Origin of the sequence: Amycolatopsis sp. CA-128772 (assembly GCF_002904295.1) — a bacterium.
Taxonomy (GTDB): Bacteria; Actinomycetota; Actinomycetes; order Mycobacteriales; family Pseudonocardiaceae; genus Amycolatopsis.
Genome location: NZ_PPHG01000025.1, coordinates 244,845 through 265,898, shown reverse-complemented (window position 1 = coordinate 265,898; position 21,054 = coordinate 244,845). Strand labels below are relative to the sequence as shown.

Genomic DNA, 21,054 nt, shown 5'->3' with positions numbered 1-21,054 from the left:
CGAGTGATCCACGCCACCACCGACGCGCCACCGTAGCGCATCACGGCTTTCCGCGGCAGCACCGGAAAATCCGCCGAAAACTCCGGTCCGGCGGGATTCCGCGCCGCCGGGCCGGCCCGGAACGCTGGTCCGCCGCAGAGAGCCGAGGAGGACCTGTGTCCCGTCGTCGCGACACCGCCGGCGCATGACCGTGCGCTGGGTCGAAAACGCCCGCGCCGGCCGCACCCCACCGGACCCGGTCCGGCCGGCCGAAGCCGCGCCGGCCCGGGCGGCGGCCCCACCGGCAGCCGGCAAGCCCCGGCGGGCGGCGGACGAGCGGGACCGCGGGTGATGACCGTCGAGGAGGGCCTGCGCGCGCTGGTCGCCCGCGGGTTCCGCTTCCAGCACATCGCCGACGGCCGCGGCGAGCTGACGATCATCGTGGGCACGTACGGGTGGCCGGGATTCTGCGACCGCATCGAGATCCACGGCGAGCTCGAGGCATCGGCGGCTCGGCTGCGGACCGAGCCGGTGGAGGAGCCGGTGTGGGCGCGGGCGGGGACACGCTGGCGGTGATTGCCGCTCTGCTGGGCCTGCCGGCGCCGGATGTGTCCACAGTGGAGTACTCGGGCCGCGGTGAGTGAAGACCGGAGGCCGGGCTAAACCGATTGCCCGTGGACCCCGTGGGCCCGATCATGGGCCGGTGTCCGGAGATGCGTGGCGGCAAGAGGTGAAGGCCGGGCTTCGCCGTGCCTTCGTCTGGCGCGGAGACCGCACGGACCGGCACTACTACGCCGATGTGACGGGGTGGTGGCGGCGGCCGGAGCTGCTCGAAAAGCTGGGGCCCGCGCTGGCCGGGCTGTTCGCCGACCGGGCGCCCACCGTCGTGCTCGGGCCGGAGTCCCGCGGGTGCCTGCTGGGGCCGTTGGTCGCCCTGCACCTGCGGGTCGGGTTCGTCGAAGTCCGCAAGGACCGTGCGCCGTCGTGTGACAGCGACGCCTGGCTGCGGCGGACCACGCCACCCGACTACCAGGACCGCCACCTCAGCCTCGGCTTCCGCAAGAACCTGATCGGCGGCGGCGATCGCGTGCTGTTCGTCGACGACTGGATCGAAACCGGCGGTCAGGCGCACGCCGCCCACCACCTCACCCGGGACGCCGGGGCCACCTGGCTCGGCGCCGCGACCGTGGTCGATGCTTTGCGCAGCAACCAGGTCCGGCGTCAGCTGGACGTCCGCGCCCTGCTGCACGTCGGCGAACTGCGCTGACGCCGCGGCGCCGGCCGGGTTGGCGGACCGCCTCGCGATCACCGGGGGCCGGCGGCCCAGTGCTTCGCCCACTGGTGCAGCGCCGCGAGGAACGGCGGGGCCAGTGGCTGCCCGTCGGTGGGGCTGCCGGCCGGGTGCAGGAGGTGGTCGATGCCCGGCAGGGTGGCCAGGCGCGGCCCGTGCAGGGCCTTCAGCAACGGCGGCAGGGTGCCGCAGGGGACGTTGGGGTCGGCGGTCCCGCAGGTCACCAGCACGCGCGTGCCGGGCCGGACCCGGCGGGCCACGTCCGGCGGGTAGATCGCGTCGTCGCTGCGCAGGAACGCGCTCTGGGCGTCGAGGGTGCGGAACAGCTCGGCGATCGACGGCAGCATGCCGTCGGTGCCGGCCGGCCCGCCGGCGCGGAAGGCGGCGATCCAGGCCGTGATCAGGTCTTTCTGGGCGCGGGCCTGCTCCGGCGGCAGGGCGGCGTCGAGCTGGGCGCCGACCTGGGCGGCGATCATGTCGAGGATCCGGTCGTCCTGCGGCGCGATGAGCGCCAGCCCGGCCGGGCGCGGCCACACCGACGTGGCGACGAGCATCGCGTTCAGCCCGCCTTCGCTGTGCCCGGCCACCAGCATGGCGGCCGGATCGGTCTCCGGCTGCGCGCGCAGCGTCGCGTACGCGGCATCGGCTTGGCGGACGAAGACGTGGTAATCGCTGCCGGCGGGCGGCGGGGTGGGCGCCGGCCCGCTGCCGTACTTGTCGAACCGGAACGTCATGATGCCGTCGCGGCCCAAGGCGTCCGCCAGCAGCGCGAGGGTGTCCGGCCGGAGCGCGGGCGGCTGGTTGCCGTTGCGGTCGGTGGGTCCGCTGCCGGGCAGGAGCAACGCGGCGGCGAGGCGGGTGCCGGGGCGGTGCGCAGGCACGTGCACCGTGCCGTGGGCGGCAATGCCATCGGACTGGAACGTGATTTCCCGGTCCGTGGCGGGAAGGTCGCCGGCGGGGACGACGGTCGCGGCGAGCAGGGCCGCGGCGAGCAGGCTGTGCATGGGAACTCTCCGTTCAGCGCAGGATGTAGGGCAGGAAGATGCCGAACAGGACGACCGCGGCGGTCAGCCCGAGGCAGGTGACGAGCGCGACGCGGTTGCCGATGTTGACGGTCCAGCCGACGCCGAACCGGCGGGCCACGAACCACGACGGGTCGTCGGCGTTGCGGTAGAGCAGGCCGCCGATCCAGTGGCCGTCGTCGTCGCGGTGGCTCAGGCCGGTGTGCTCGTCGGGCTCCGGGTCCCGGTCGCGCCGGGCCACGACGACCACGAGGATCGCCACGCCGGCCGCGAACGGCGCGATCGTCAGCGGAAGCAGGAAACCGGCGTCCGGCGAGGCGGCCCAGATCGCCCAGGCGGCGGCGAACAGGCCGAGGTCGGCCAGCGTGGCCAGCGCGATCAGGGCGGTGCCCAGCCGGGTCACGAACTTCCGGTGCGCCCGCGCGGACGCCGCCGGCCGCGCCGGGTCGACGTCGGCCGGCCCGCGGAACACCAGCACGCCGGCGACGCAGAGGATCACCGTCAGCGCGGCCTGGACGAACACGATCACGAAGGCACTGCCGACCGACTTCGGCGCGAACCGGTCCGCGCTGCCGCCGGAGAAGTGCACCGGCAGCACGTCCGGCAGGCCCGGGTAGCGGACCACGCCGACGACGACCGTCGCGGCCACCACGAGCACCGGAAGCAGTAGCCAGGCCCACGGGAACCGGGGCGGATCGTCGCGCAGGGAAGTGTCGACGGTGACGCCCTGGCGGACGCCGGCGTACCAGTCCTGCTCGCGCTTCGCGGCCGTGATCACCCGGTTGGCCCGGAGGTAGAGCAGGTACCAGGCGACCAGCACCGCCAGCACGGCGACCGGCAGCACGGCGATGCCGGCCGTCAGGACCAGCCCGGCGCCGGCCAGTGTGCCGACCGCCGCCACGACCAGCACGCCGGTGCGGAACCGGGCCGTTTCCCTGCGTACCACCGGGTCTTCGACGCGGTCGTCCGGAACCCGCACGCCGAACCGCACGCTGCGGGCGGACAGCACCGGCGTCAGCCAGGCCAGGTAACCCAGCAGCACCATCAGCACCAGGTGTGCCACCAGACCGGTCGTCGTCACGACGCTTCATCCCCTCGTTGTTCCTCGAAGCCCGCGAGCAGGGCGCGGCAGGTCGCCAGCACCTCGTCCGCGGGCATACCCTTGGCGACCGCCTCCGCGAGCAGTGTGCGCGCCCGCGCCGACCAGCCGGCCGCGAACGCCGCGTCGGCGGCGGTGGGGCCGATGACGGCCCCGGTCTTGCGGTTCAGCCGCACGAAACCCTGCTGCCGCAACAGGTCGTACGCCTTGTTGACCGTGTGGAAGTTGATGCCGAAGTCCGCGGCGAGCTGGCGCGTGGACGGCAGCGACTCGCCCTCCCGCAGCGTGCCCGCCGCGATGCCCTCCACGACGCGATCCCGCAGCTGCTGGTAGATCGGCACGTCGCTGGAGAGGTCGAGGCTGATGATCACGGGACCCCCTGTTGCTCTGTTGTAGTAGTTATAGAACAAAGCACCCGACGAGCGCAAGTGTGCCCCGGCCGGGTTCTGGTGGTTCGGGGGCGGGTGCGGTAGAACCGGAAGGGTGGCCGAGCGCGTCCGGCGTCCTGACCCGCACGTTTCCGTCGAGCGCGACGTGCTGGTGCGGTACCTCGACGCGTGGACGTCGACCGTGCTGCGGTCGCAGCGCGGCGGGACGTACGTCGAGTGCGGCGCCTTCGCCGCCGACGCCTTCCGGGTCTTCGGCGAGTTCGCCGACCGGCTGGGCGGCCACCACCTGGAGGCGGTGGTCGTGGGCCGGCCCGCGCCGGACGACGCGCCGGCGGGCCTCGTGGTCCGGACGGCCGGCGAGCTGCGGGAGGTCGAGGTGCCCGGGCCGATGCTGGCGCACCTGTCCGGCGCCTGGCCGCCGTCATTGGTGTGCGGCAAGGCGCACGAGGTCCTGCTGACGGCCGAGCCGGGCCCGGACCACCGGGACCGGCTGCGGGCGGCGGGCCTCGGCTGCGTGGCGGCGGTGGACCTGGTGGCCGAGGACGGAACAGCGCGGGCCCTGGTGTTCGCCACGGCCGACAGCCGGCACCTGGCGACGTTCAAGACCGAGCTGTGGGCGGTGGACGAGTTCGCGGGCATCCGCTACCGCGACCCGCGTGACACCGAGGGCACGCTGGTCGACATATCGCTGACGCCGCAGCTGCTGCCGTTGCGCCGCGCCCTGCTGGCGGAATTGGACCGGCGGGGCGCGGGCACGGTCGCGGATCTGCAGCGGTTCACGCTGCTGGAGACGATCTACCGCGCCGAGGACGCTCTCGGCGCGGTGACGGCTGCGGTGGCGGCCGGTCAGGTGACGCGGGAGCCGGGGAAGGGCCGGCTGGGCTCGCGGACGGTGCTTTCGGTGGTCTAGTCGGTGGTCGGGACCGCCTGCACGCTGCGGCTTGGCGGGGTCAGCGTCGGGCGGAGGGCTGTGACCAGCGCCGTCGTCGGCCTAGTCGGTGGTCGGGACCGCCTGCACGCTGCGGCTTGGCGGGGTCAGCGTCGGGCGGAGGGCTGTGACCAGCGCCGTCGTCACCACGAGATGCATCAGCATCAACCCGAAGACGTTGGCGGCCGTGGCGCCCGCGGTGAACAGCAGCAGGTCCGGGACCCAGGTCAGGACCAGGACCGCCGGGACGACCACACGCAGCGCCTGCCGGGCGCGGCGGGCCAGCGCGAACCAGCCGGCGGTGCCCAGCAGCAGCCCGGCGGCCGTGGCCGGCAGGTAGGCCGCGGGGGACAGGCCCATGCCGATCCCGCCGTCGTCGAGGGCCAGCGCCCCGAGGGCGATGACGGTGTTCACCGCGGCGGCGGCCAGCAGGGCGAAGCCGAGGCGGAGGGCCGTGGTCGACGCCGGTTGGGCGGTGGTGGTCATCGCTTCTCCTCGGGTTGCGTGTTCAACTCAAACGGTAGGTTGAGTTGCGTGTTAAAGTCAAGCTCGTGAGCGTAGAGGAGCCCGTGCGCTGGCTCGGCGACGACGAGCTGCGGGTGTGGATCAACCTGGCGAAGGTGTTGCTCACGCTGCCGGGCGCGCTGGAGAGCCAGCTGCTGCGGGACGCCGACCTGACGTTGCTGGGCTACATGATCCTGGCGCGGCTGTCGGCGGTGCCGGGGGAAACCCTGCGGATGAGCGAGATCGCGGAGATGGCCAACGGCTCGCTGCCGCGGATTTCCCACGCGGTGGCGCGCCTGGAGGACCGGGGCTGGGTCACGCGCACGGTCTGCACCGGGCAGGGCCGGCGGTTCACGACCGCAACGTTGACCGACGCCGGCCGCGCGCACCTGGCGGCCTCGGCGCCCGCGCACGTGGCGACGGTCCGCCGCCTGGTGCTCGACCCCCTCGGCGACGACTTCCTGCGGCTCGGCGACGCCGTGGAGCGGATCGTCGCCCACCTCGGGCTGCCGACGGAAATCCTCAAACCGCAGTAGGCGGGAGGCGACGACACCATCCTCGAACTCCGACGCCGGCGAGCGCGAGCACGGCGTCGAGCCGCGTCGGCAGGACCTTCACGGCGTGGACCGCCCGTCCAGCGCCTCCGCGAGGAGCGCCACCGTCCGGTCCTCGTCGTCGCGCAGCTGCCGCAGGAGCGCGTGCGCCAGATCCCCGGGGAGTTCCGCGAGGGCCTGGGTCACCCGCAGCCGCACCGCCGCGTCCGCGGCGAGTTCCCCGGCCAACGCGTCCAGGATCCGTTGTCCCTGAACAGGATCCTGGGCCAGCGTGCCCAGGACCTCCGCCGCCTCGACGTCGTTCGTGCCCTCGGCCACCATGGCGACCAGGGCCGGTACCGCGGTGGTCGTGCCGCGGCGGCCCGCGGCCAGCGCCGCGTTCCGCCGGACGTCCGGGTCCGGGTCTTCGAGGGCGTCCTTGAGGATCGCCGTCGCCTCCTCGCCGGGGAGTTCGGCGATCGCCCGCACCGCGCGCCGCCGGACTTCGGTGTCGGCCGAGTGCATGCCCGCGGCCACGCCCGCCACGGCGTCGGCGCCCGCGCGGGCCAAGGCCCAGCGCAGGGCGCCGGCGACGTTCGGATGAGCTTCGGCCAGTACCGCCTTGGCCAGCAGCGGGACGTCCTCGACCGGGGCCAAGGCCGCCCGCTGCCGGCGGGACGGGCTCGGTGAATCCAGCTCGTGCAGGAGCTCGACGACGTGCAGGACGGTGTCCCAGCCGGCCGGTTCCGAAGCGTCGATCGCCCGGAGGCGCTCGAGGAGTTCCTGTTCCCGCTGCAGCCGGTCCTCCGTGCGCCGGATGAGGTCGTCGACCAGCGCGGACGGCGTGAACGCCGGATCCGCCAGCGCCTGGCCGATCTGCCGCAGCGACATCCCCAGGGAGCGCAGCCCCTCCACGTGGAAGATCCGGCGGATGTCCGCCTCGGCGTACTCGCGGTAGCCGCCCACCGTCCGGCCGGTCGGCCGCACCAGCCCGAGGGAGTCGTAGTGCCGCAGCATCCGCGTGCTCACCCCGGACCGGCGGGCCACCTCGCCGATCAGCACGCCGTGCTCCCGGCCCGTTCGGGCCCGAGCGCGACGATCCGCTTCGCCTCGTCGACGGCCAGGTCGAACCCGGCGTCCGGGTCGTGCAGGAGCCGTTGCGTGGCACGGGCGTGCGCCCGCACCGCCGGGTCGGGGCTCACCAGCCCCGGCTGCAGGGCCGGCCCGGCCACGTCGCCGAGCGCGACCAGGGCCCGGCTGAGGCTCAGCTGCACGGTCCGGTCGCCCCGGCCGAGCTGACCGGCCAGGTCCGCGGCCAGCCCGCCGTGCTCACCCGCCGGCGCGAGCACGACGGCGGCCCGCCACGCGCTGCGCGCGACCTCGTCGTCGGGGTCGTGCAGCAGCGCCCGGGCGATCGACGGCCACGCCGTCCGGTCGCCGATCTTGGACAGCGTGTGCAGCGCCTGGCTGCGGGCCTGCGCGGACCCGGACGCCAGTTCCGCGACCAGCCGGGGCACGGTGACGTCCGCCGGAAGGCGGGTCAGCGCCCAGGTGAGCATGTCGCGGACGAAGAAGTCCGGCTCGGTCGCGCACCGGGCCACCAGCGCCCCGGCGAGCCCCGGGTCGGCCCGGGTGCCCACGGCCAGCGCGGCCTGCAGCCGGGTCGACGGGTTCGCGGCGCCCAGTGCGCGGACCAGCTGGGTGTCGGTCGTGTGCGTCACGGTGACCACCTCCTCCCCGCAGTGAAGACCTTGTCACAGTGTCAAGGTCAAGCACGGCGTGGCCGGGGTCACCGGCGGGTCATCTCCCGGCCTGGGGTCCGATCATCGAGTTCACGTCGATCGGCGAGGGGATGGCCCCGAGCTGCAGCAGCAGGTCGGGTACCCGCTGCAGGCGCCGGGAGTCCAGGATCGAGCCGTAGCCCGGCAGGGTGAGCAGCTTGGCGGTGTCTTCGTCGATCTTGGCGAACCGCACCAGCAGCGGCTCGACCTTGGCGCGGTCGATCAGGGCTTCGTGGGTGGCCTTCTGCATCGCCCGCTGGAACGCGGCGAGCGTCTTCGGGTGCTCCCGCACCCACTTCTTCGTCGCGCCGTAGCCGGTCAGCGGGAAGTCCTGGGTCGCGCCGGTGTTGATGTCGACCACCGGGATCGCGCCGGCCGTCTTGGCGGCCTGCGTGATGTACGGCTCCGGCAGGTACGCCGCGTCGGCGTCGCCCTGCTGCAGCGCCGCGGCGATGTTCGGCAACGGGATCAGCACCCATTTCACCTTGCCGTAATCCACGTTGTGGTCCTGCATGACCGACCGCGTGAGAAGGTCGGAAGCGGTGTTCTTGGCCGTGATGGCGATCTTCCGGCCGGCGAGGTCGAAGATGGTTTTCACCGGTGAATTCGGAACCGTGACGATCGCATTCGATTTCGGGTTGACCGAGGTCGCGTCGGCGACCAGTTCCATGTCGGCGGCGCCGGTGCTGTGCGCGGTGAAGAACGGGGGGTAGGTCGAAAACGCGATGTCGGCCTCACCCGAGATCGCCTTCGCCAGCGACGCCTGGCCGCTGGCGGCGACGACGGACTCCACGGTGAGGCCCTCGGCCTGGAAGTAGCCGCTGTCCTGGGCCAGCCAGAAGGGGCCGAGGTCGGTGGTGGGCAGGATCGAGATCTTCAGCGTGGCTTTCTCCAGGCCGCTGCCGGCCGGTGCGGGGTTCGAGGCGGCCGATCCGAGAGCGCCGCAGCCCGCGGCGGCCGTGAGGGCCGCGAGCGCGAGCACCGCGTGGCGAGCGCGACCACGGCCACTGCTCCTGGCGATTCCAAACACAAGGCATGCTCCTCGAAGGAGGTGTGGGAGTCGGTACCGAATAGAAGGAAGGTGCGTGATTCACCCCCCGACATCAAGCTGGCCACTGTAGGCACCCCGTCAGCACTTGACAATGCGTGATGTGCGCCGGAGGCCGGGTTTCACCAGAATGGAGGCACGCATACTTGATCCACGATCTTGGCGCTTTTCCGCGGTTATCGGCAGGGACTGCGGATCGGTGCGGCGGAATGCCGGCGCACCACTGATTCCGGACGGCGGGGCGCCCGTGCCGGGGATTCGGGCCCGCGGCCGGACGCGCCGGGTGCGGCGTCGGGCTCCTGATCCGGACCAGCGTCGGCCCGCCCCCGGCGTGCCCGGCCCCGGCGAGTGCGGTGGGTGAAGTGCGGAAAACGTGCCCGTCGCCGCCGCCCGGAGCGGAAAACAACGGGACGACGACGAATCCGCCGGGCGAGCTCCGGCAAAATCAAATCGGCGGTCGTCACGCGGAGTATTCGCGCGAAGTTCGGTTACGGTGCCCGGTGAGGCCGCCGCCCCGGACCCGTCGAAAACGTCGAAGACCGCGACTCCGGCGAATGGCGTAGCTGCGGCGGTGAAGCCGCCCTGGCTCCGGAAGCGAGGCCGATGCCCCGGACCGCAGCCGACTTCGGCGGGCCGGGCGCGGTTGACCACCGGCTTTTCCGGACCGGTCCGGACCGGTGGTGATCGATTCGCACCCGCCGGCCGAATAACGCGGGGATCACGAATCGGCGCATTTATCGAATGTGATGTTTCGGCGGGCGGAACTCTCGACTAACGGTTGAAGTTCCGCCCTGACCGGGTGGGCCCCTTGTTGGGGAACAGGTTTTACTTCTAAAATCGCCGTGTGCGACCGCTTACGGACGGTACAGAGCTGCTGGTCGGCCGGGACGGCGAACTGTCCCGGCTGGTCGCCTGGATCCGTGACGTCGCCGCAGGCCGGGGGCGTGCCGTGCTGGTCGACGGCGAACCCGGGATCGGCAAGTCGGCGCTGGTCCGGGCCGCCTGCGCGGCCGCCACCGACGCGGGCTGCCAGGTGTTCTGGGGCGCCGGCGACGAACTCGGGCAGGCGCTGCCGCTGCTGCCGCTGCTGGACGCGCTGGAAATCACGCCGGTCACGCGGGATCCCCGCCGTGACGCCATTTCCGAGCTGCTGGGCGGCGGCGCCGTCGCGGGCAAGGGCGCCGACCTCGCCGCCGCGGCCGCCGAACAGCTGATCGCGCTGGTGGACGAGCTCTGCCAGGACGGGCCGGCCGTGCTGGTCGTCGACGAACTGCAGTGGGCCGACCGCACGACGGTGGCGGTGTGGAGCCGGCTCGCCCGCTCGGTCCGGCAGCTCCCGCTGCTGCTCGTCGGCGTGCTGCGGCCGGTGCCGCGCCGCGACGACCTGCGTTCGCTGTTCCGGATCGTCGGGCCGGGCGAGCGGCTGCGGCTGAGCAGGCTGGCCGAACCGGCGGTGCTCGAGCTGGTGGCCGCCCTGGCCGGCGGCAAACCGGGCGCCGACCTGGCGCGGCTGGCCGACGGCGCGGCCGGGAACCCGTTGTACCTCACCGAACTGGTCGACGCGCTGGCCCGCAGCTCGCGCCTGGCCGTCGACACCGCAGGCATCGTGGAGCTGACCGGCGCGGCCACGCCGGACTCGCTGCCGGAGGCGATCGCGGACCGGCTGGGCTTCCTTTCGGAGCCGGCGCTGGGCGTGCTGCGGGCCGCGGCGCTGCTGGGCGTCGGCTTCTCGGTCGCGGACCTGGTGACGGTGACGAACTCCCCGCTCGCCGGCCTGCTGCCCGCCCTCGACGAGGCGCGCGCCGCCGGCGTGCTGGTGGCGGCGGGCGACGACCTGCAGTTCCGGCACCCGCTGATCCGCGAGGCGTTGTACGACGAGATGCCGACGGGCGTCCGGATCGCCTGGCACCAGGACGCGGCCTGGGCACTGGCCGAGGCGAAGGCCCCGGTCGAGCGGGTGGCCCGGCACCTGCTGCCCATGGTGTCCACAACGGACAGCCGGGTGCCGGTGCCCGCGTGGGCCGTGCAGTGGCTGCTGGAGTCGGCGATGCCGCTGATCGGCCAGGCGCCGGTCGTCGCCGTCGCGCTGCTGCGCCGGGCGGTGCGGGACACCCCGCTCGACGACGCCGTGACCGGTGCGTTGGCCTGCCGGCTGGCCGACGCCTACTACCAGCTGGGCAACGTCGCCCAGGCCGAACGGATCGCCTGCCGCGCACTGGATCGCGTCCGCGACGCCGACGTGCGCGTGGACCTGCACACGACGGTCGTCCAGTGCCGCGGGCGGACCGGCCGGGCCGCCGAATACCTCGCCGAGCTCGAACACGCCTTGACCCGGCCCAGCCTGCAGGCCCGGCACCGGGCCCGGTTGCTGGTGCTGATCGCCCGCACGCACCGCTACGTCGGCGAGATGGCCAACGCCCACCGGGTCGCGACCGAAGCGCTGGAAGAACTCGGCCCGGCCGAAGACCGCTGGGCGACCGGGTGGGCGCTGCACGTGCTGAGCCTGGTCGCGATGTCACGCGGGGAGTGGACCGAAGCCCTGCCGCTGTTCGACCGCGCGATGGCCATCGTCCGCGGCGACCCCGCGCTGATCGACCTGACGCTGCAGCTGCGCATCAACCAGTCGGTCACCTTCGGCGCGCTCGACCGGTACCCCGACGCGCTCGCCGCCGCCGGCCAGGCGCGGGAACTGGCCGACCGCACCGGCAGCGTGGCCCGGCTGGCCCAGGCCCAGAGCGCGCTCGGGCAGCTGCTGCTGGCCGCCGGCCGGTGGGACGACGCGCTGGCCGAGGCGGACGTCGTCCCGGACGACCGCAAGGACCCGGCCGTGGCGTGCTGCGACCACGGCGTCGCCGCGATCATCCACTTCCACCGCGGGGAGACGGCCGCGGCCCGGCGCCACCTCGACGCCGCGGCGCTGTACGCCGAGCACATCGGCGACGAGGTGGTGGAACCCCTGGTCCGGGCCCGCAGCTTCGCGTTCGAGCACGCCGGCGCGCCGGAGCGGGCGCTCGCCGTGCTGACCGCGGTGCCGGCCGGCGAAGACACGGGGGAGGACCTGCTGGGCGACGCCGCCCGGCTGGCCGCGGCGATCGGCGACGAGCGGGCGGCGGCGAAGATCGAGGCCCGGGTGGGGGCGATCGGCGCCGAGTCCGCCGTGCCGCACCGCCGCGCGCTGGTCCTGTACTGCCGCGGGTTGCTCGAAGGGGACGGCACGATGCTGTTGCGGGCCGCCGACGGCTACCGCGACGCGGGCCGGCCGCTCTCGCGGGCCAAGGCCCTGGAAGCGGCCGCCGTCGCCTTCGCCGAAGCCCGGGCCGAAGACCGCGGTTCGGCGCGGGCCGCCTTCACCCACGCCATCGACATCTACTCGACGCTGGACGCGCAGTGGGACGTGGCGCGGCTGCGCGCGCTGTTCCGCTCGTTCGGCATCCGGCGTGGCCCGACGGTGAAGCACCGGAAGGCCACCCGGGGCTGGGAAAGCCTGACCCCGACCGAAAGCCGGATCGCCGCGCTCGTCGTGGAAGGCCTGTCGAACCCGCAGATCGCGGGCCGCCTCTACCTGTCCCCGCGCACGGTCGGCACGCACGTGTCGCACATCCTCACCAAGCTCGAGGTGCACTCGCGCATCGACATCGCCCGGGAGGCGGCCCGCCACCAGTCGGCGTTGGGCTGAGCCCGGGGCTCACACCCCGACCTCCGGCGCGTCCCCTTGACGGCGCACGACGAGTGCTGGGGAGAGTGGTGGCGTCGCCCGGCGCGAAACCGCCAGGTGCCCGCTGAGCATCTGGCCGAGCAGCACCGCCAGGACCAGCAGCAACGGGGTCCGCCAGGTGCCGGTGCTCGTGTGCAGCCAGCCGCAGGCGAGCACGCCGAAGCCGGCGATGAGGTACCCCACGCCCTGGACGACGGCGGACAGCGAGAGGGAGCTGTCCTTGCTGCGCAGCGAAACGGTCGTCAGGACGAACGCGAGCGCGCCCATGCCGGTGCCGGTGGCGATGGCCCACAGCCAGGGCGCGGCCGCGGGGGCGAGGAGCAGGCCGGTCACGCCGATGACGTTGGGCGTGGCCAGGGTGACGACGAGCAGGGTCTGGTTGCGCCAGCGGCGGGTCCAGCCCGGGACCAGCCACATCATGGGCAGCCCCATGGCCATCGACAGCGCGAGGCACGCGCCCGCGGTCGTCGGCGGGACACCGGCGTCACGCAGGATGCCGGGCAGCCAGCCCATGACCAGGAACGTCACGGTCGAGATGAGTCCGAAGTGGAGGGTCAAGGCGGCGGCGGGCGCGGCCCCGGAGGCGGCCCGCGGCGACCCGAACTCGCCGGGGGTGCGCTGCCACACCTGCTGGGCCACCAGCGCGGCGGTCGCCCAGACACCGAGCGCGACCCGCCACGACGACGACATGACGGCGGTGGGCGTGACCAGCGCACCGGCCGTGCTGCCGAACCCGAGCCCGAAGGTGAAGGCGGCGGAACCCTGCGCCAGCAGCGGCAGCATGGTCCCGAGCACGGCGATGGCCAGGCACGCGAGCGCGGTCCCGACCAGGAGTTCCACCGGGCCGCCGAGCACCCGCCCGGCCAGCGACAACACGAGCCCGAGAAGGGCGACGGTGACGGTCCGGTGCGGCCCCACCCAGCGGCACAGGAACGGCGTCGCCCACCCGCCGAGCCCGATCGCCCACAGCGGCAACGCAACGAGCACGGCGCCGACCAGGCTCCCGGCGACGGACATGTCGGGCAGGGCGGCACCCAGGCTGGTGACGGCCGGCCGCAGGTTGATGGCGAGAACGAAGATCACCAGCGTGGAGACGGTGGTGGTAGCACGCGACATCGCTCCTCCTCGTCGTCGAGGCCGGAGCGTCGAACTCCGTAGAGCAATGCTTCTCGGAGCGCCGGGAGGTAGACATCCGTCAGGTGACGGATGTCCGAGGTTTGTTGTGTTCCAAGGGATATGGGCTGTTCGGATGGCTTTGCGGATGACCGTGCATCGGCACGGCCTGTGACGGGCTCATGCGCAGGCGAGCGGGCAGCCTGTCAAGGCCGGGGCTTGACAGCCTTGTAGACGACGTCCCGTCCGATGCGTTCCCACAGGACGCCAGGGCCGTCCAGACCCTCGGCGGACAGCTGCCGCTTGACCACCTTGAACGTCGACGTCCGTGGCAGCTCGGCGACCGTGCGGATGTACCGGGGTACCTGCTTGGGCCCCAGATCGGCCTGGCCGGCCAGGAAGCGGCCGAAGTCGGTGGGGTCCACGGGCCCTGCCGTGACGATGGCGGCCATCACCTGGTCGCCCGTCACCGGGTCGGGGACCGCGTAGACGGCGGCCTCCGTGATGGCCGGGTGGCGCAGGAGGATGCGCTCGATCGGGGCCGTTCCGAGGTTCTCGCCGTCGACGCGGAGCCAGTCGCCGAGCCGGCCGGCGAAGTAGCAGAAACCGGCCGCGTCGGCGTAGGCGAGGTCGCCGGTGTGGAACCGGCCGTTGCGGAGGCGCTCTGCGTCGGCTTCCGGGTCGCGGTAGTAGCCGGCGAACCAGCCGGCGCCCGCCGTGTTGACCAGCTCGCCGACGGCCTCCCCGGCGTTGGCCAGGCGGCCGTCGGGGGTGAATTCGGCCGGCGGGCACGGGCGGCCCGTGTGCGGGTGCAGGATGGCCACGTCCCCGGCCGGCCGGCCGAGGGAGCCCGGCGGTGTGTCGTCGGTGCGGGCGAACCCCACCCCGCCCTCGGTCGAGCCGAACGCGTCGATGACCTTGCAGCCGAAGCGCTTCTCGAACGCGCTCAGGTCCGCGCTCGCGCCTTCGTTCCCGTAGACGAGCCGCAAGGGGTTGTCGGCGTCGTCCGGACGCGGCGGGGTGGCGACCACATAGGACAGTGGTTTGCCCACGTAGCCGGCATAGGTCGCGCCGAACCGGCGCACGTCGGGCAGGAAGCCGGACGCGGAGAACCGGCGGCGCAGGGCGATGGTCGCGCCCGCCGCGAGCCCGACCGCCCAGCCGGCCATGATGGCGTTGGAGTGGAACATCGGCATCGTCACGTACACCGTGTCCGATGTGGACAGACCGAAGCGCTGGGCGAGCATCGCGCCGGGGAACGCGATCTTGCCGTGCGTGCAGCGCACGGCCTTCGGGTCACCGCTGGTGCCGGAGGTGAAGATGAGCATGAGCAGGTCGTCCGCCGACGCCGGGACGGGGTCGATCGGGTCCTTTGCCGCCGGCCACGAACCCAGGTCCCGCACCTCGATCCCGCCGAGGTCCAGTCCGGCCAGCAGCGGCCGGTACTTCGGCTCGGTCAGCACGACCTGGCAGTCGGCGAGCCGGACGTCACGGGCAAGCGCTTCCCCGCGCCGGGTCGGGTTGAGCCCGACCAGCACCGCCCCGGCGAACGCGCAGGCGCCGAGGAGGATCGAGAACGCCGGGACGTTGTCCGAAAGCACGCCGACGTGCGGCGGTTCGTCCCGGCGCAACACTTCCCGCAGGCCGGCCGCCTGCCGCGCCGACGCGCGGACGTGCTCGGCCCACGACCACGTCTCGTCCTCGAACCGCAGGCCCGGCCGCTCGTCGCCGGCGCGGGCCAGCAGCAGGCCGGTCACCGTCGGGACGCTCATCCGCGCACCTCCCGGCACCGGTGGTCAGAAGTGAAACACGTTCTACTTCTACCACGCGGCGGCGGCCACGGTCCACCGGAACCCTTCAGCGGCGCCCGGTGGCCAGGACGACGAGGAACTGCCCGCCGCCCGCCTGGACGTCGGCGGTGACGGGCAGCCCGGGCACCAGCCGGGAGAACCGGTCCACCAGCCAGTCCGCCGCTTCCCGGGCGTCCCGCTCGGTCGGGCACCGGGCCACCATCTCGCGGCCGCCCTTGCGCTCCAGCCGGCCGGCCACGGTGATCAGCGGCGCCGGTTCGCCGACGTGCAGCCGGTCCGGCCAGGGGATGACCACCTTGACCGCGCCCTTGCGGGTGTTGCACCCGCGGTGCGCGAGCCGCTCGGCGACCTTGGCCTTCCGGTCCGCCGTCCGGCTGTCGACGCTGGGGCCGCGCGGGTCGTTCACCGACATCCCGGGGTCGACCGGTTCGTCGCACACCCAGCACCGCCAGCCGTCGCGTTCGGCCACGTCATCGAGGAGACTCATCCGGGCAACCTAGCCTGCCCGGTAGCGCTCGAGGAGATCGGCCAGCTCCGCGGGGCGGCTGAGCGCGACGCAGTGGCCGGCGGCGATCTCGTCCGCGACGAGCCCGAGCCGTTCGGCGGCCAGCCGGCGGAGGAACTCCGGCGGGAAGCAGCGATCCTCGGTGCCCAGCACGAACCGGGTGGGGACGTCCGGCCACGCGTCGAGCGGCCACGGCTGGGCCATCGCGGCGGGTGACGGGTGGGCGCGCTCCTTGCCCAGTGCTTCTTCGGCGAGGGCGCGCGGCACGTCGTGGTAGAAGCCGACGTACGGGTCGGCGTGGCCGGTGCGCCCGCCGTCGCGCGCCGCCTGCGCCCGCACGGCGTCGCCGCACCCGGTGCGGCGGCCCCAGTCGTCCGGGGATTCGCCGGGGGCCGGGATCATGGCGGCCACCAGGACCAGCAGCCCGGCCGAGAGCCGGTCGGCGACCAGCGGTGCGGTGAATCCGCCGAACGAGTGGCCGACGACGACCGGGTCCGGCCGGTGGCCGGCGGCTTCGACCACGGCGTCGGCGTAGTCGGTGAGGGTGGCCGAATCGTCGCCGGCGGGCAGGTCCGGCGCCACCACGTCGTGTCCGCGGCTGCGGAGCTCGGCGGCGACCAGGTGCCAGGACCAGCCGGCGTCGCCGGCACCGTGGATCAACACGTACGTACTCATGGGCGGTGCCTTCCTTTGCGGAGAGGGTCATCGGGTGCGGCGGCGCACGGCCGGGCCGAGCGCCCGCTGGAGGGCGAACAGGGCGGTCCCGCCCCCTGCGCACACCGAACCGAGGACGGTCGCGCCGGCGAGATCGAGCAGGGCGGTCCCGGCCAGCGGCCCGAGCACCGCGCCGGCGCTCCAGGTCGCCGAAGCCAGCCCCAGGTAGCCGCCGCGCAGCTCGGCCGGGGCGAGGCCGGTGAAGGTGTCGCCGAAGCGGACGGCGATCCCGATCTGGCCCAGCGTCCAGACCAGGACCGAACCCGCGAAGCCGGCGGGGCCGTGGCTCACGGCGCCGAGTCCCGCGCCGAGCCCGACCAGCAGCATCGAGACGGCCGACACCGTGCTGCCGTCCCGGCCGGCGAGCAGCCGCACGGCCACCGGCTGGAGGGCCACGACGGCGATCCCGTTCAGCGCGAGCACCGCGCCGTACGTCGCGGTGCCGAACCCGCCGGCCGTCATCAGCAGTGGCAACGTCGTGAACGTCTGCAGGAACAGCGTGAAGTAGCCGACGTGGAGCGCCAGCAGCGCGAGCGTCAACCGGTCCCGCAGCACGACGGGCAGCAGGGCCCGCCGCGTCCGCGCCGGTCCCGCCGGACGGGTTTCCGGAACCCGGCGCCAGACGATCAGCGCGGCCGCCAGCGACGCCACCACGTTGATCCAGAACAGGAGGCCGTACCCGTGCGCGGCCAGGACGCCGGCCGTCACCGCGGCGACCGAGAAGCCGAGGTTGGCCGCCCAGTACAGCAAGCCGAACGCGCGGATCCGGTGCTCCGGCGGCAGATCGGCCACCGCGGCCGACCCGGCCGGGCGGAACAGTTCCATCGTCAGGCCGGCCGCGGCGGCGGCCACCCAGATCCCGGGCAGCGTGTCCGCCGAGCCGAGCGCGGTCAGGGCCGCGGCAGCCCCGAGAAACCCGGCCAGCATGGTGTTGCGCCGGCCGATCCGGTCGCCCAGCCAGCCGCCGAGCAGCTGGGAGCCGATGTCCCCGGCGCCGACCGCCGCGACCACCGCGCCCGCGGTCGACGGCGAGAGGTGCTGTGCCTGGGTCAGGTACAGCACCAGGAACGACCGGACCACGCCGCCGGCCCGGCCGACGAGGTGCGTGGCCGCCAGGGCCCAGACCGAAGCGGGCAGCCCGAGGTGCGGCCGGGCGATCGTGCTCGAAGTCGTCATGGCTCTGACGCTAGGTCCGCTGGGACATCACGAAAAGCGATGATTTCCGATGGAATCGATCGGCTGGGGCTATGGTCGAGCGCTATGGCCGACTTCGAGCTGCGTCACGTGAGGACGCTCGCCGCGATCGCCGAGGAAGGCACCTTCGGGCAGGCGGCCGCCCGGCTCGGCTACACCCAGTCGTCGGTGAGCCAGCAGGTCGCCGCGCTCGAGAAGGCCGTCGGCGGCCCGGTCTTCGACCGGCCAGGCGGGCCGAAGCCGGTCCGGATCACACCGCTCGGCGAGGTGGTGCTGGCCCACGGCCGCGAGCTGCTGGCGAAGGCGGCCGCGCTGACCGACGCCGTCGACCGGTTCCGGGCGGGCCACGGCCGCATCGACATCGGCACCTTCCAGAGCGTGTCGAACCTGATCCTGCCGGCCGTCATCCGCCGGCTGCTCGACGAGCACCCCGGCTGCGACATCCGGCTGTCCGACGTGGCGCCGGATGACCCGCGGATCGGCGAGCTCGACCTGCTGTTCCACGACGGCCCGGTGGCCGGCGACGTCGACCGCGCCGACCTGTTGGACGAGCCGTACCTCCTGGTGACGGCGGCCGGCGCGGTGCCGGCCGGCCCGGTCCGGGTGAAGCTGCTCGACGACGTCCCGGTGGTCGCCTGGCCGCCCACCCACCACCAGCGGTGGCTGGAGCGGACGCTGGCCCGCGCCGGGGCGCAGCCGCGGTTCGTGTTCCGCACCACGGGCCACGAAACCATCCTGTCGATGGTGCGGGCGGGCATCGGCTGGGCGGTGCTGCCGTGGCTTGCGTTGCAGGTACACGACGCCTGGGCCGACGACCGGCTCGACATCCACGAGCTGACCCCTTCGCCCACGCGGGAACTGGCGCTGTACTGGCCGGCCGGGCGCACCGAGTCACCCCTGGCGGTCCGGACGCGGGAGATCGCCCTCGACGTGGCGCGGGAACTCGCCCGGCGGAAATGATCAGGCCGGCCGGTGATCGCGTTTCCCGAATCGGACATCCGGCTTTTTGCCGCCCGATTAACCCGCTGGCAAAGATCGTGTCGAACGACTGTCGACGAATTGTCGACGGGACCTGCCAAGGTGGTGTTACGATCGTCGATCGGCTGGGGTTATCGCGAACCGCAAGATCCGTCCGCGGAAACAGTTTGTGTCGTTCGTGCTTTCTGCTGCTCCGGAAAACCCGGCGGCGATCTCCGGGAGGATCGAGCCGCGTGATCCGGCTTGGGGGAGGGGTGAATCGATGCTGGGGAAAGCCAACGTGCCCACGGCGGAAACCGCGTGGGCGCTCAAGCGGGCCGGCTGTCCCGATCTCGCCGCGCGGCTGCACGCCGCCGTCGACGACGTGCTGGGCCGGTACGATCCGGATGCCGGTGCCGAACGGGCCGACCGGGAAATCCTCGGCCGTCTGCTCGAGGTCGAAGAGTCGTGGTTGCGGAAATCCCCGCAGTCCGGGCAGCTGCTGCAGATCGAACGACCGCCGGCCGCCGATCTTCCGGGCGTCGAAGTGCGGATACTGCCGGGGCTGACCACCTGGCTGGCCGTGGTCGACTCGACCGCCGTGGTCTTCCCGCAACGGCAGGACCGGACGGTCCTGCGCGCGCCGGGCGTGCTCGCCGTGGCGATCTGGGCCTTCCAGCAGGCCCGGCCGGCGCCGCCGTCCGGTGCCGTGCCGCCGCAGCTTTCCCAGCTGGAGGTGCGGATCCTGCGCTGCCTGTCGGCCGGCCTCAAGGACGAACAGGCCGCGCGCCGATTGGACATCTCGGTCCGCACCTACCGGCGCCGGGTGACCGCCCTTTGCGACCGGCTGCACGCGTCGAGCCGCTTCGAGGCCGGCGTGGCGGCCGCCCGGCGCGGCCTCGTCTGACGGGACGCCGTCACAGGCGGCGCAGGCTGCGGCTCGCGACGCCGCACGCAGCCACCGCCGCGAACCCGAGGCCGGTCAGGTGGAACATCGCCGCCGGGGACCCGTGGTGCAGGACCAGCCCGGCCGCCGCGACCGACAACGGGAACATGGCGAACGTGACCATGCTGATCAGGCCCTGCGCGCGGGCCAGCAGCCGGGGCGGTGGCATGCGCTGCGTCGCGGTCATCACCAGGACCGCCAGCACCCCGTCGAGCGCGCCGATCAGGGCCGTCGTGGCCGCCATCGGCAGCAGGCCGCCGACGTGCGGCACCGCGGCCAGCAGGCCGCCGTTGACGGCCAGGGTGGCGATCACGATCGGGCCCTGGCGACGGCCGTGGGTCAGGGCGCCGGCCGACCCGCCGCCGCCGAGCATGCCGATCCCCAGCGCGGCCATCAGCCAGCCGTAGCCCGCGGCGCCCAGGTCCGGGCGGGCGCGGGTGAGGACCGGCAGCGCGACTTCCAGCGTCCCGCCGACCGACACCCCGAGGACCGCGGTCATCAGCAGGACGGTCCGGTACAGGGGCGACGACCGCACGAACCCCAGCAGGGAGCCGGCAGCCCCGGCCGGTGCCCGGTCCGGCGTCCCCGGCGTCCGGTGGATCGCCAGCAGGGCGAGTGCGGAGACGGCGAACGAAGCGGCGTCGACGCCGATCGCGGGCCACGGGGCCACCAGGGCGACGAGGGCGCCGCCGATCGGCGGGCCCACCACGTTGGCGAACAGGTTGGCCGCGATGCCGAGCGAGTTCGCGGCCGGCAGCTCGACGTCGGGCACGAGGGCCGGGGTGATGGAGCGGTACGCGGGGATGTGGGCGCCTTCGCAGGCTCCGAGCACGATCCCGACGACGACCAGGTGACCGAGGGCGGGCGTCCCGCGGGCCGCCGCGACGGCCAGCGTGGTGAGCGCCGCGCACCGGGCCAGGTCGGCGCCCAGCATCACCGCGCGGGCGCCGAACCGGTCGGCCAGCGCGCCCCCGGGCAGCGCCGTGGCGACGCGGGCCAGGCCGAACCCGGTGAGGGTGAGGCTCAGCCCCGACGTCGCGTAGCCGGCGCCGAGGATCACGAACGGCAGGGCGACGAGGTACACCATGTCGCCGAGCGTCGACAGCGACTGCCCGGCTACCAGGACCCGGAAGTCCCGGCGGCGGAAGGGAGCGAAGGGCGACGGACGCGCCTCGACGTCGTTCGCGGGGCCGGTTTCGTGGTCAGCACTCATCGGCGGTCTCCTCGGACGGCGCCGGAAAAGGTCCGGTGGTGGTGGCGCACACCCCCAGGGCGTGCGCCACCGCCACCGCGGCTCAGCCCAGGTCGTCCGGCACGGCGAACCCGAGCTGCTCGTGGCAGAACCGGTGCCACTGCGCGCTTTCGTCGCGGTAGGCCGGCTCGTCGGCGAACGCGTCGGCGGTGACGCTGAGGTCGTCCCACAGGAACAGCGGCCCCTGGGCGGGGTGCGCGGCCACCCAGTCCGCCGCCGGCCCGAACGCCCCGACCGCCTCGGGCGGGTAGGCCCGGCTGTAGCGCAGCATGG

Annotated in this window: 22 protein-coding genes; 8 read left to right on the top strand and 14 right to left on the bottom strand. The window is 73.7% G+C overall.

Annotated elements, in window-relative coordinates; translation table 11 throughout:
• The first annotated feature begins 184 nt into the window (after nt 1-184).
• The 3 genes from C2L59_RS47395 (at nt 185) to C2L59_RS11265 (ending at nt 1,246) form a co-directional block, all read left to right on the top strand.
• Nucleotides 185-331 (top strand): hypothetical protein, encoded by a 147-nt coding sequence (locus C2L59_RS47395; protein ID WP_158263038.1) that lies wholly within the window; start codon nt 185-187, stop codon nt 329-331.
• A complete protein-coding gene (locus C2L59_RS11270; protein ID WP_103349472.1) occupies nt 331-555 on the top strand; it encodes a hypothetical protein in 225 nt (74 codons plus the stop codon). Before C2L59_RS47395 ends, C2L59_RS11270 begins: the two co-directional genes overlap by 1 nt.
• 127 nt (nt 556-682) lie before the next feature.
• Entirely contained in the window at nt 683-1,246 is a 564-nt protein-coding gene (locus C2L59_RS11265) for a phosphoribosyltransferase family protein (RefSeq protein WP_233223413.1), read from the top strand.
• A gap of 38 nt (nt 1,247-1,284) precedes the next feature.
• On the opposite strand, the gene C2L59_RS11260 is transcribed toward C2L59_RS11265, so the two are convergent.
• The 3 genes from C2L59_RS11260 to C2L59_RS11250 are packed head-to-tail and all read right to left on the bottom strand — an operon-like array spanning nt 1,285 to nt 3,762.
• Nucleotides 1,285-2,274, bottom strand: coding sequence for a serine aminopeptidase domain-containing protein (locus C2L59_RS11260; protein WP_103349470.1), 990 nt, complete (start codon nt 2,272-2,274; stop codon nt 1,285-1,287).
• 13 nt (nt 2,275-2,287) lie between these two features.
• Nucleotides 2,288-3,373 carry a DUF1648 domain-containing protein gene (locus C2L59_RS11255; RefSeq protein WP_103349469.1) on the bottom strand — a complete coding sequence of 362 codons (1,086 nt, stop codon included), beginning with the start codon at nt 3,371-3,373 and terminating at the stop codon, nt 2,288-2,290.
• Nucleotides 3,370-3,762, bottom strand: coding sequence for a GntR family transcriptional regulator (locus tag C2L59_RS11250; RefSeq protein WP_103349468.1), 393 nt, complete (start codon nt 3,760-3,762; stop codon nt 3,370-3,372). Before C2L59_RS11250 ends, C2L59_RS11255 begins: the two co-directional genes overlap by 4 nt.
• A gap of 112 nt (nt 3,763-3,874) precedes the next feature.
• Between C2L59_RS11250 and C2L59_RS11245 the strand changes: the two genes are divergently transcribed.
• Nucleotides 3,875-4,690 carry a hypothetical protein gene (locus C2L59_RS11245; RefSeq protein WP_103349467.1) on the top strand — a complete coding sequence of 272 codons (816 nt, stop codon included), beginning with the start codon at nt 3,875-3,877 and terminating at the stop codon, nt 4,688-4,690.
• Nucleotides 4,691-4,771: 81 nt separating this feature from the next.
• Here the strand turns inward: C2L59_RS11245 and C2L59_RS11240 are convergent, their stop codons facing one another.
• On the bottom strand, nt 4,772-5,194 hold the full coding sequence (locus C2L59_RS11240; RefSeq protein WP_103349466.1) for a DUF6069 family protein: 423 nt from the start codon (nt 5,192-5,194) through the stop codon (nt 4,772-4,774).
• 65 nt (nt 5,195-5,259) lie between these two features.
• Between C2L59_RS11240 and C2L59_RS11235 the strand changes: the two genes are divergently transcribed.
• Nucleotides 5,260-5,748, top strand: a complete 489-nt coding sequence (locus tag C2L59_RS11235; protein WP_103349465.1) for a MarR family winged helix-turn-helix transcriptional regulator — start codon at nt 5,260-5,262, stop codon at nt 5,746-5,748.
• 78 nt (nt 5,749-5,826) lie between these two features.
• Here C2L59_RS11235 and C2L59_RS11230 read toward each other — a convergent pair whose 3' ends face one another.
• The 3 genes from C2L59_RS11230 to C2L59_RS11220 form a co-directional block, all read right to left on the bottom strand.
• On the bottom strand, nt 5,827-6,807 hold the full coding sequence (locus tag C2L59_RS11230) for a HEAT repeat domain-containing protein (RefSeq protein WP_103349464.1): 981 nt from the start codon (nt 6,805-6,807) through the stop codon (nt 5,827-5,829).
• Nucleotides 6,801-7,475 carry a HEAT repeat domain-containing protein gene (locus C2L59_RS11225; protein ID WP_103349463.1) on the bottom strand — a complete coding sequence of 225 codons (675 nt, stop codon included), beginning with the start codon at nt 7,473-7,475 and terminating at the stop codon, nt 6,801-6,803. The genes C2L59_RS11230 and C2L59_RS11225 overlap by 7 nt, the downstream gene beginning before the upstream one ends.
• A 70-nt stretch (nt 7,476-7,545) precedes the next feature.
• Nucleotides 7,546-8,556: an ABC transporter substrate-binding protein gene (locus tag C2L59_RS11220; protein ID WP_103349462.1), complete on the bottom strand. Its 1,011-nt coding sequence runs from the start codon at nt 8,554-8,556 to the stop codon at nt 7,546-7,548.
• A gap of 862 nt (nt 8,557-9,418) precedes the next feature.
• Between C2L59_RS11220 and C2L59_RS11215 the strand changes: the two genes are divergently transcribed.
• Complete coding sequence (locus tag C2L59_RS11215) at nt 9,419-12,250, top strand: LuxR family transcriptional regulator (protein ID WP_103349461.1); 2,832 nt, start codon at nt 9,419-9,421, stop codon at nt 12,248-12,250.
• Between the two features lie 9 nt (nt 12,251-12,259).
• Here C2L59_RS11215 and C2L59_RS50060 read toward each other — a convergent pair whose 3' ends face one another.
• The 5 genes from C2L59_RS50060 to C2L59_RS11190 all read right to left on the bottom strand — a co-directional run bounded on the left by C2L59_RS50060 (nt 12,260) and on the right by C2L59_RS11190 (nt 17,608).
• Nucleotides 12,260-13,405 (bottom strand): MFS transporter, encoded by a 1,146-nt coding sequence (locus C2L59_RS50060; protein ID WP_103349460.1) that lies wholly within the window; start codon nt 13,403-13,405, stop codon nt 12,260-12,262.
• Nucleotides 13,406-13,608: 203 nt separating this feature from the next.
• Nucleotides 13,609-15,174, bottom strand: coding sequence for a long-chain-fatty-acid--CoA ligase (locus C2L59_RS11205; RefSeq protein ID WP_103349459.1), 1,566 nt, complete (start codon nt 15,172-15,174; stop codon nt 13,609-13,611).
• An 85-nt stretch (nt 15,175-15,259) separates the two neighbouring features.
• Complete coding sequence (locus tag C2L59_RS11200) at nt 15,260-15,700, bottom strand: hypothetical protein (protein WP_103349458.1); 441 nt, start codon at nt 15,698-15,700, stop codon at nt 15,260-15,262.
• A gap of 9 nt (nt 15,701-15,709) precedes the next feature.
• On the bottom strand, nt 15,710-16,393 hold the full coding sequence (locus C2L59_RS11195; RefSeq protein WP_103349457.1) for an alpha/beta fold hydrolase: 684 nt from the start codon (nt 16,391-16,393) through the stop codon (nt 15,710-15,712).
• Nucleotides 16,394-16,420: 27 nt separating this feature from the next.
• Nucleotides 16,421-17,608 carry an MFS transporter gene (locus C2L59_RS11190; RefSeq protein ID WP_103349456.1) on the bottom strand — a complete coding sequence of 396 codons (1,188 nt, stop codon included), beginning with the start codon at nt 17,606-17,608 and terminating at the stop codon, nt 16,421-16,423.
• 84 nt (nt 17,609-17,692) lie between these two features.
• On the opposite strand from C2L59_RS11190, the gene C2L59_RS11185 reads away from it, so the two are divergent.
• Nucleotides 17,693-18,586 carry a LysR family transcriptional regulator gene (locus C2L59_RS11185; RefSeq protein ID WP_103349455.1) on the top strand — a complete coding sequence of 298 codons (894 nt, stop codon included), beginning with the start codon at nt 17,693-17,695 and terminating at the stop codon, nt 18,584-18,586.
• A 280-nt stretch (nt 18,587-18,866) separates the two neighbouring features.
• Entirely contained in the window at nt 18,867-19,490 is a 624-nt protein-coding gene (locus C2L59_RS47880) for a helix-turn-helix transcriptional regulator (protein WP_103349454.1), read from the top strand.
• A 10-nt stretch (nt 19,491-19,500) separates the two neighbouring features.
• Here C2L59_RS47880 and C2L59_RS11175 read toward each other — a convergent pair whose 3' ends face one another.
• A complete protein-coding gene (locus C2L59_RS11175) occupies nt 19,501-20,742 on the bottom strand; it encodes an MFS transporter (RefSeq protein WP_103349453.1) in 1,242 nt (413 codons plus the stop codon).
• A gap of 82 nt (nt 20,743-20,824) precedes the next feature.
• Complete coding sequence (locus tag C2L59_RS11170) at nt 20,825-21,052, bottom strand: hypothetical protein (protein WP_146060313.1); 228 nt, start codon at nt 21,050-21,052, stop codon at nt 20,825-20,827.
• Nucleotides 21,053-21,054: the final 2 nt, after the last annotated feature.

Bases quoted from the DNA above. Each gene is read 5' to 3' on its own strand.
- C2L59_RS11195 (WP_103349457.1), bottom strand. From the start codon at position 16,393: ATGAGTACGTACGTGTTGATCCACGGTGCCGGCGACGCCGGCTGGTCC.
- C2L59_RS11240 (WP_103349466.1), bottom strand. From the start codon at position 5,194: ATGACCACCACCGCCCAACCGGCGTCGACCACGGCCCTCCGCCTCGGC.
- C2L59_RS11205 (WP_103349459.1), bottom strand. From the start codon at position 15,174: ATGAGCGTCCCGACGGTGACCGGCCTGCTGCTGGCCCGCGCCGGCGAC.
- C2L59_RS11185 (WP_103349455.1), top strand. From the start codon at position 17,693: ATGGCCGACTTCGAGCTGCGTCACGTGAGGACGCTCGCCGCGATCGCC.
- C2L59_RS11270 (WP_103349472.1), top strand. From the start codon at position 331: ATGACCGTCGAGGAGGGCCTGCGCGCGCTGGTCGCCCGCGGGTTCCGC.
- C2L59_RS11190 (WP_103349456.1), bottom strand. From the start codon at position 17,608: ATGACGACTTCGAGCACGATCGCCCGGCCGCACCTCGGGCTGCCCGCT.
- C2L59_RS11175 (WP_103349453.1), bottom strand. From the start codon at position 20,742: ATGAGTGCTGACCACGAAACCGGCCCCGCGAACGACGTCGAGGCGCGT.
- C2L59_RS11200 (WP_103349458.1), bottom strand. From the start codon at position 15,700: ATGAGTCTCCTCGATGACGTGGCCGAACGCGACGGCTGGCGGTGCTGG.
- C2L59_RS47395 (WP_158263038.1), top strand. From the start codon at position 185: ATGACCGTGCGCTGGGTCGAAAACGCCCGCGCCGGCCGCACCCCACCG.
- C2L59_RS11170 (WP_146060313.1), bottom strand. From the start codon at position 21,052: ATGCTGCGCTACAGCCGGGCCTACCCGCCCGAGGCGGTCGGGGCGTTC.
- C2L59_RS50060 (WP_103349460.1), bottom strand. From the start codon at position 13,405: ATGTCGCGTGCTACCACCACCGTCTCCACGCTGGTGATCTTCGTTCTC.
- C2L59_RS11260 (WP_103349470.1), bottom strand. From the start codon at position 2,274: ATGCACAGCCTGCTCGCCGCGGCCCTGCTCGCCGCGACCGTCGTCCCC.
- C2L59_RS47880 (WP_103349454.1), top strand. From the start codon at position 18,867: ATGCTGGGGAAAGCCAACGTGCCCACGGCGGAAACCGCGTGGGCGCTC.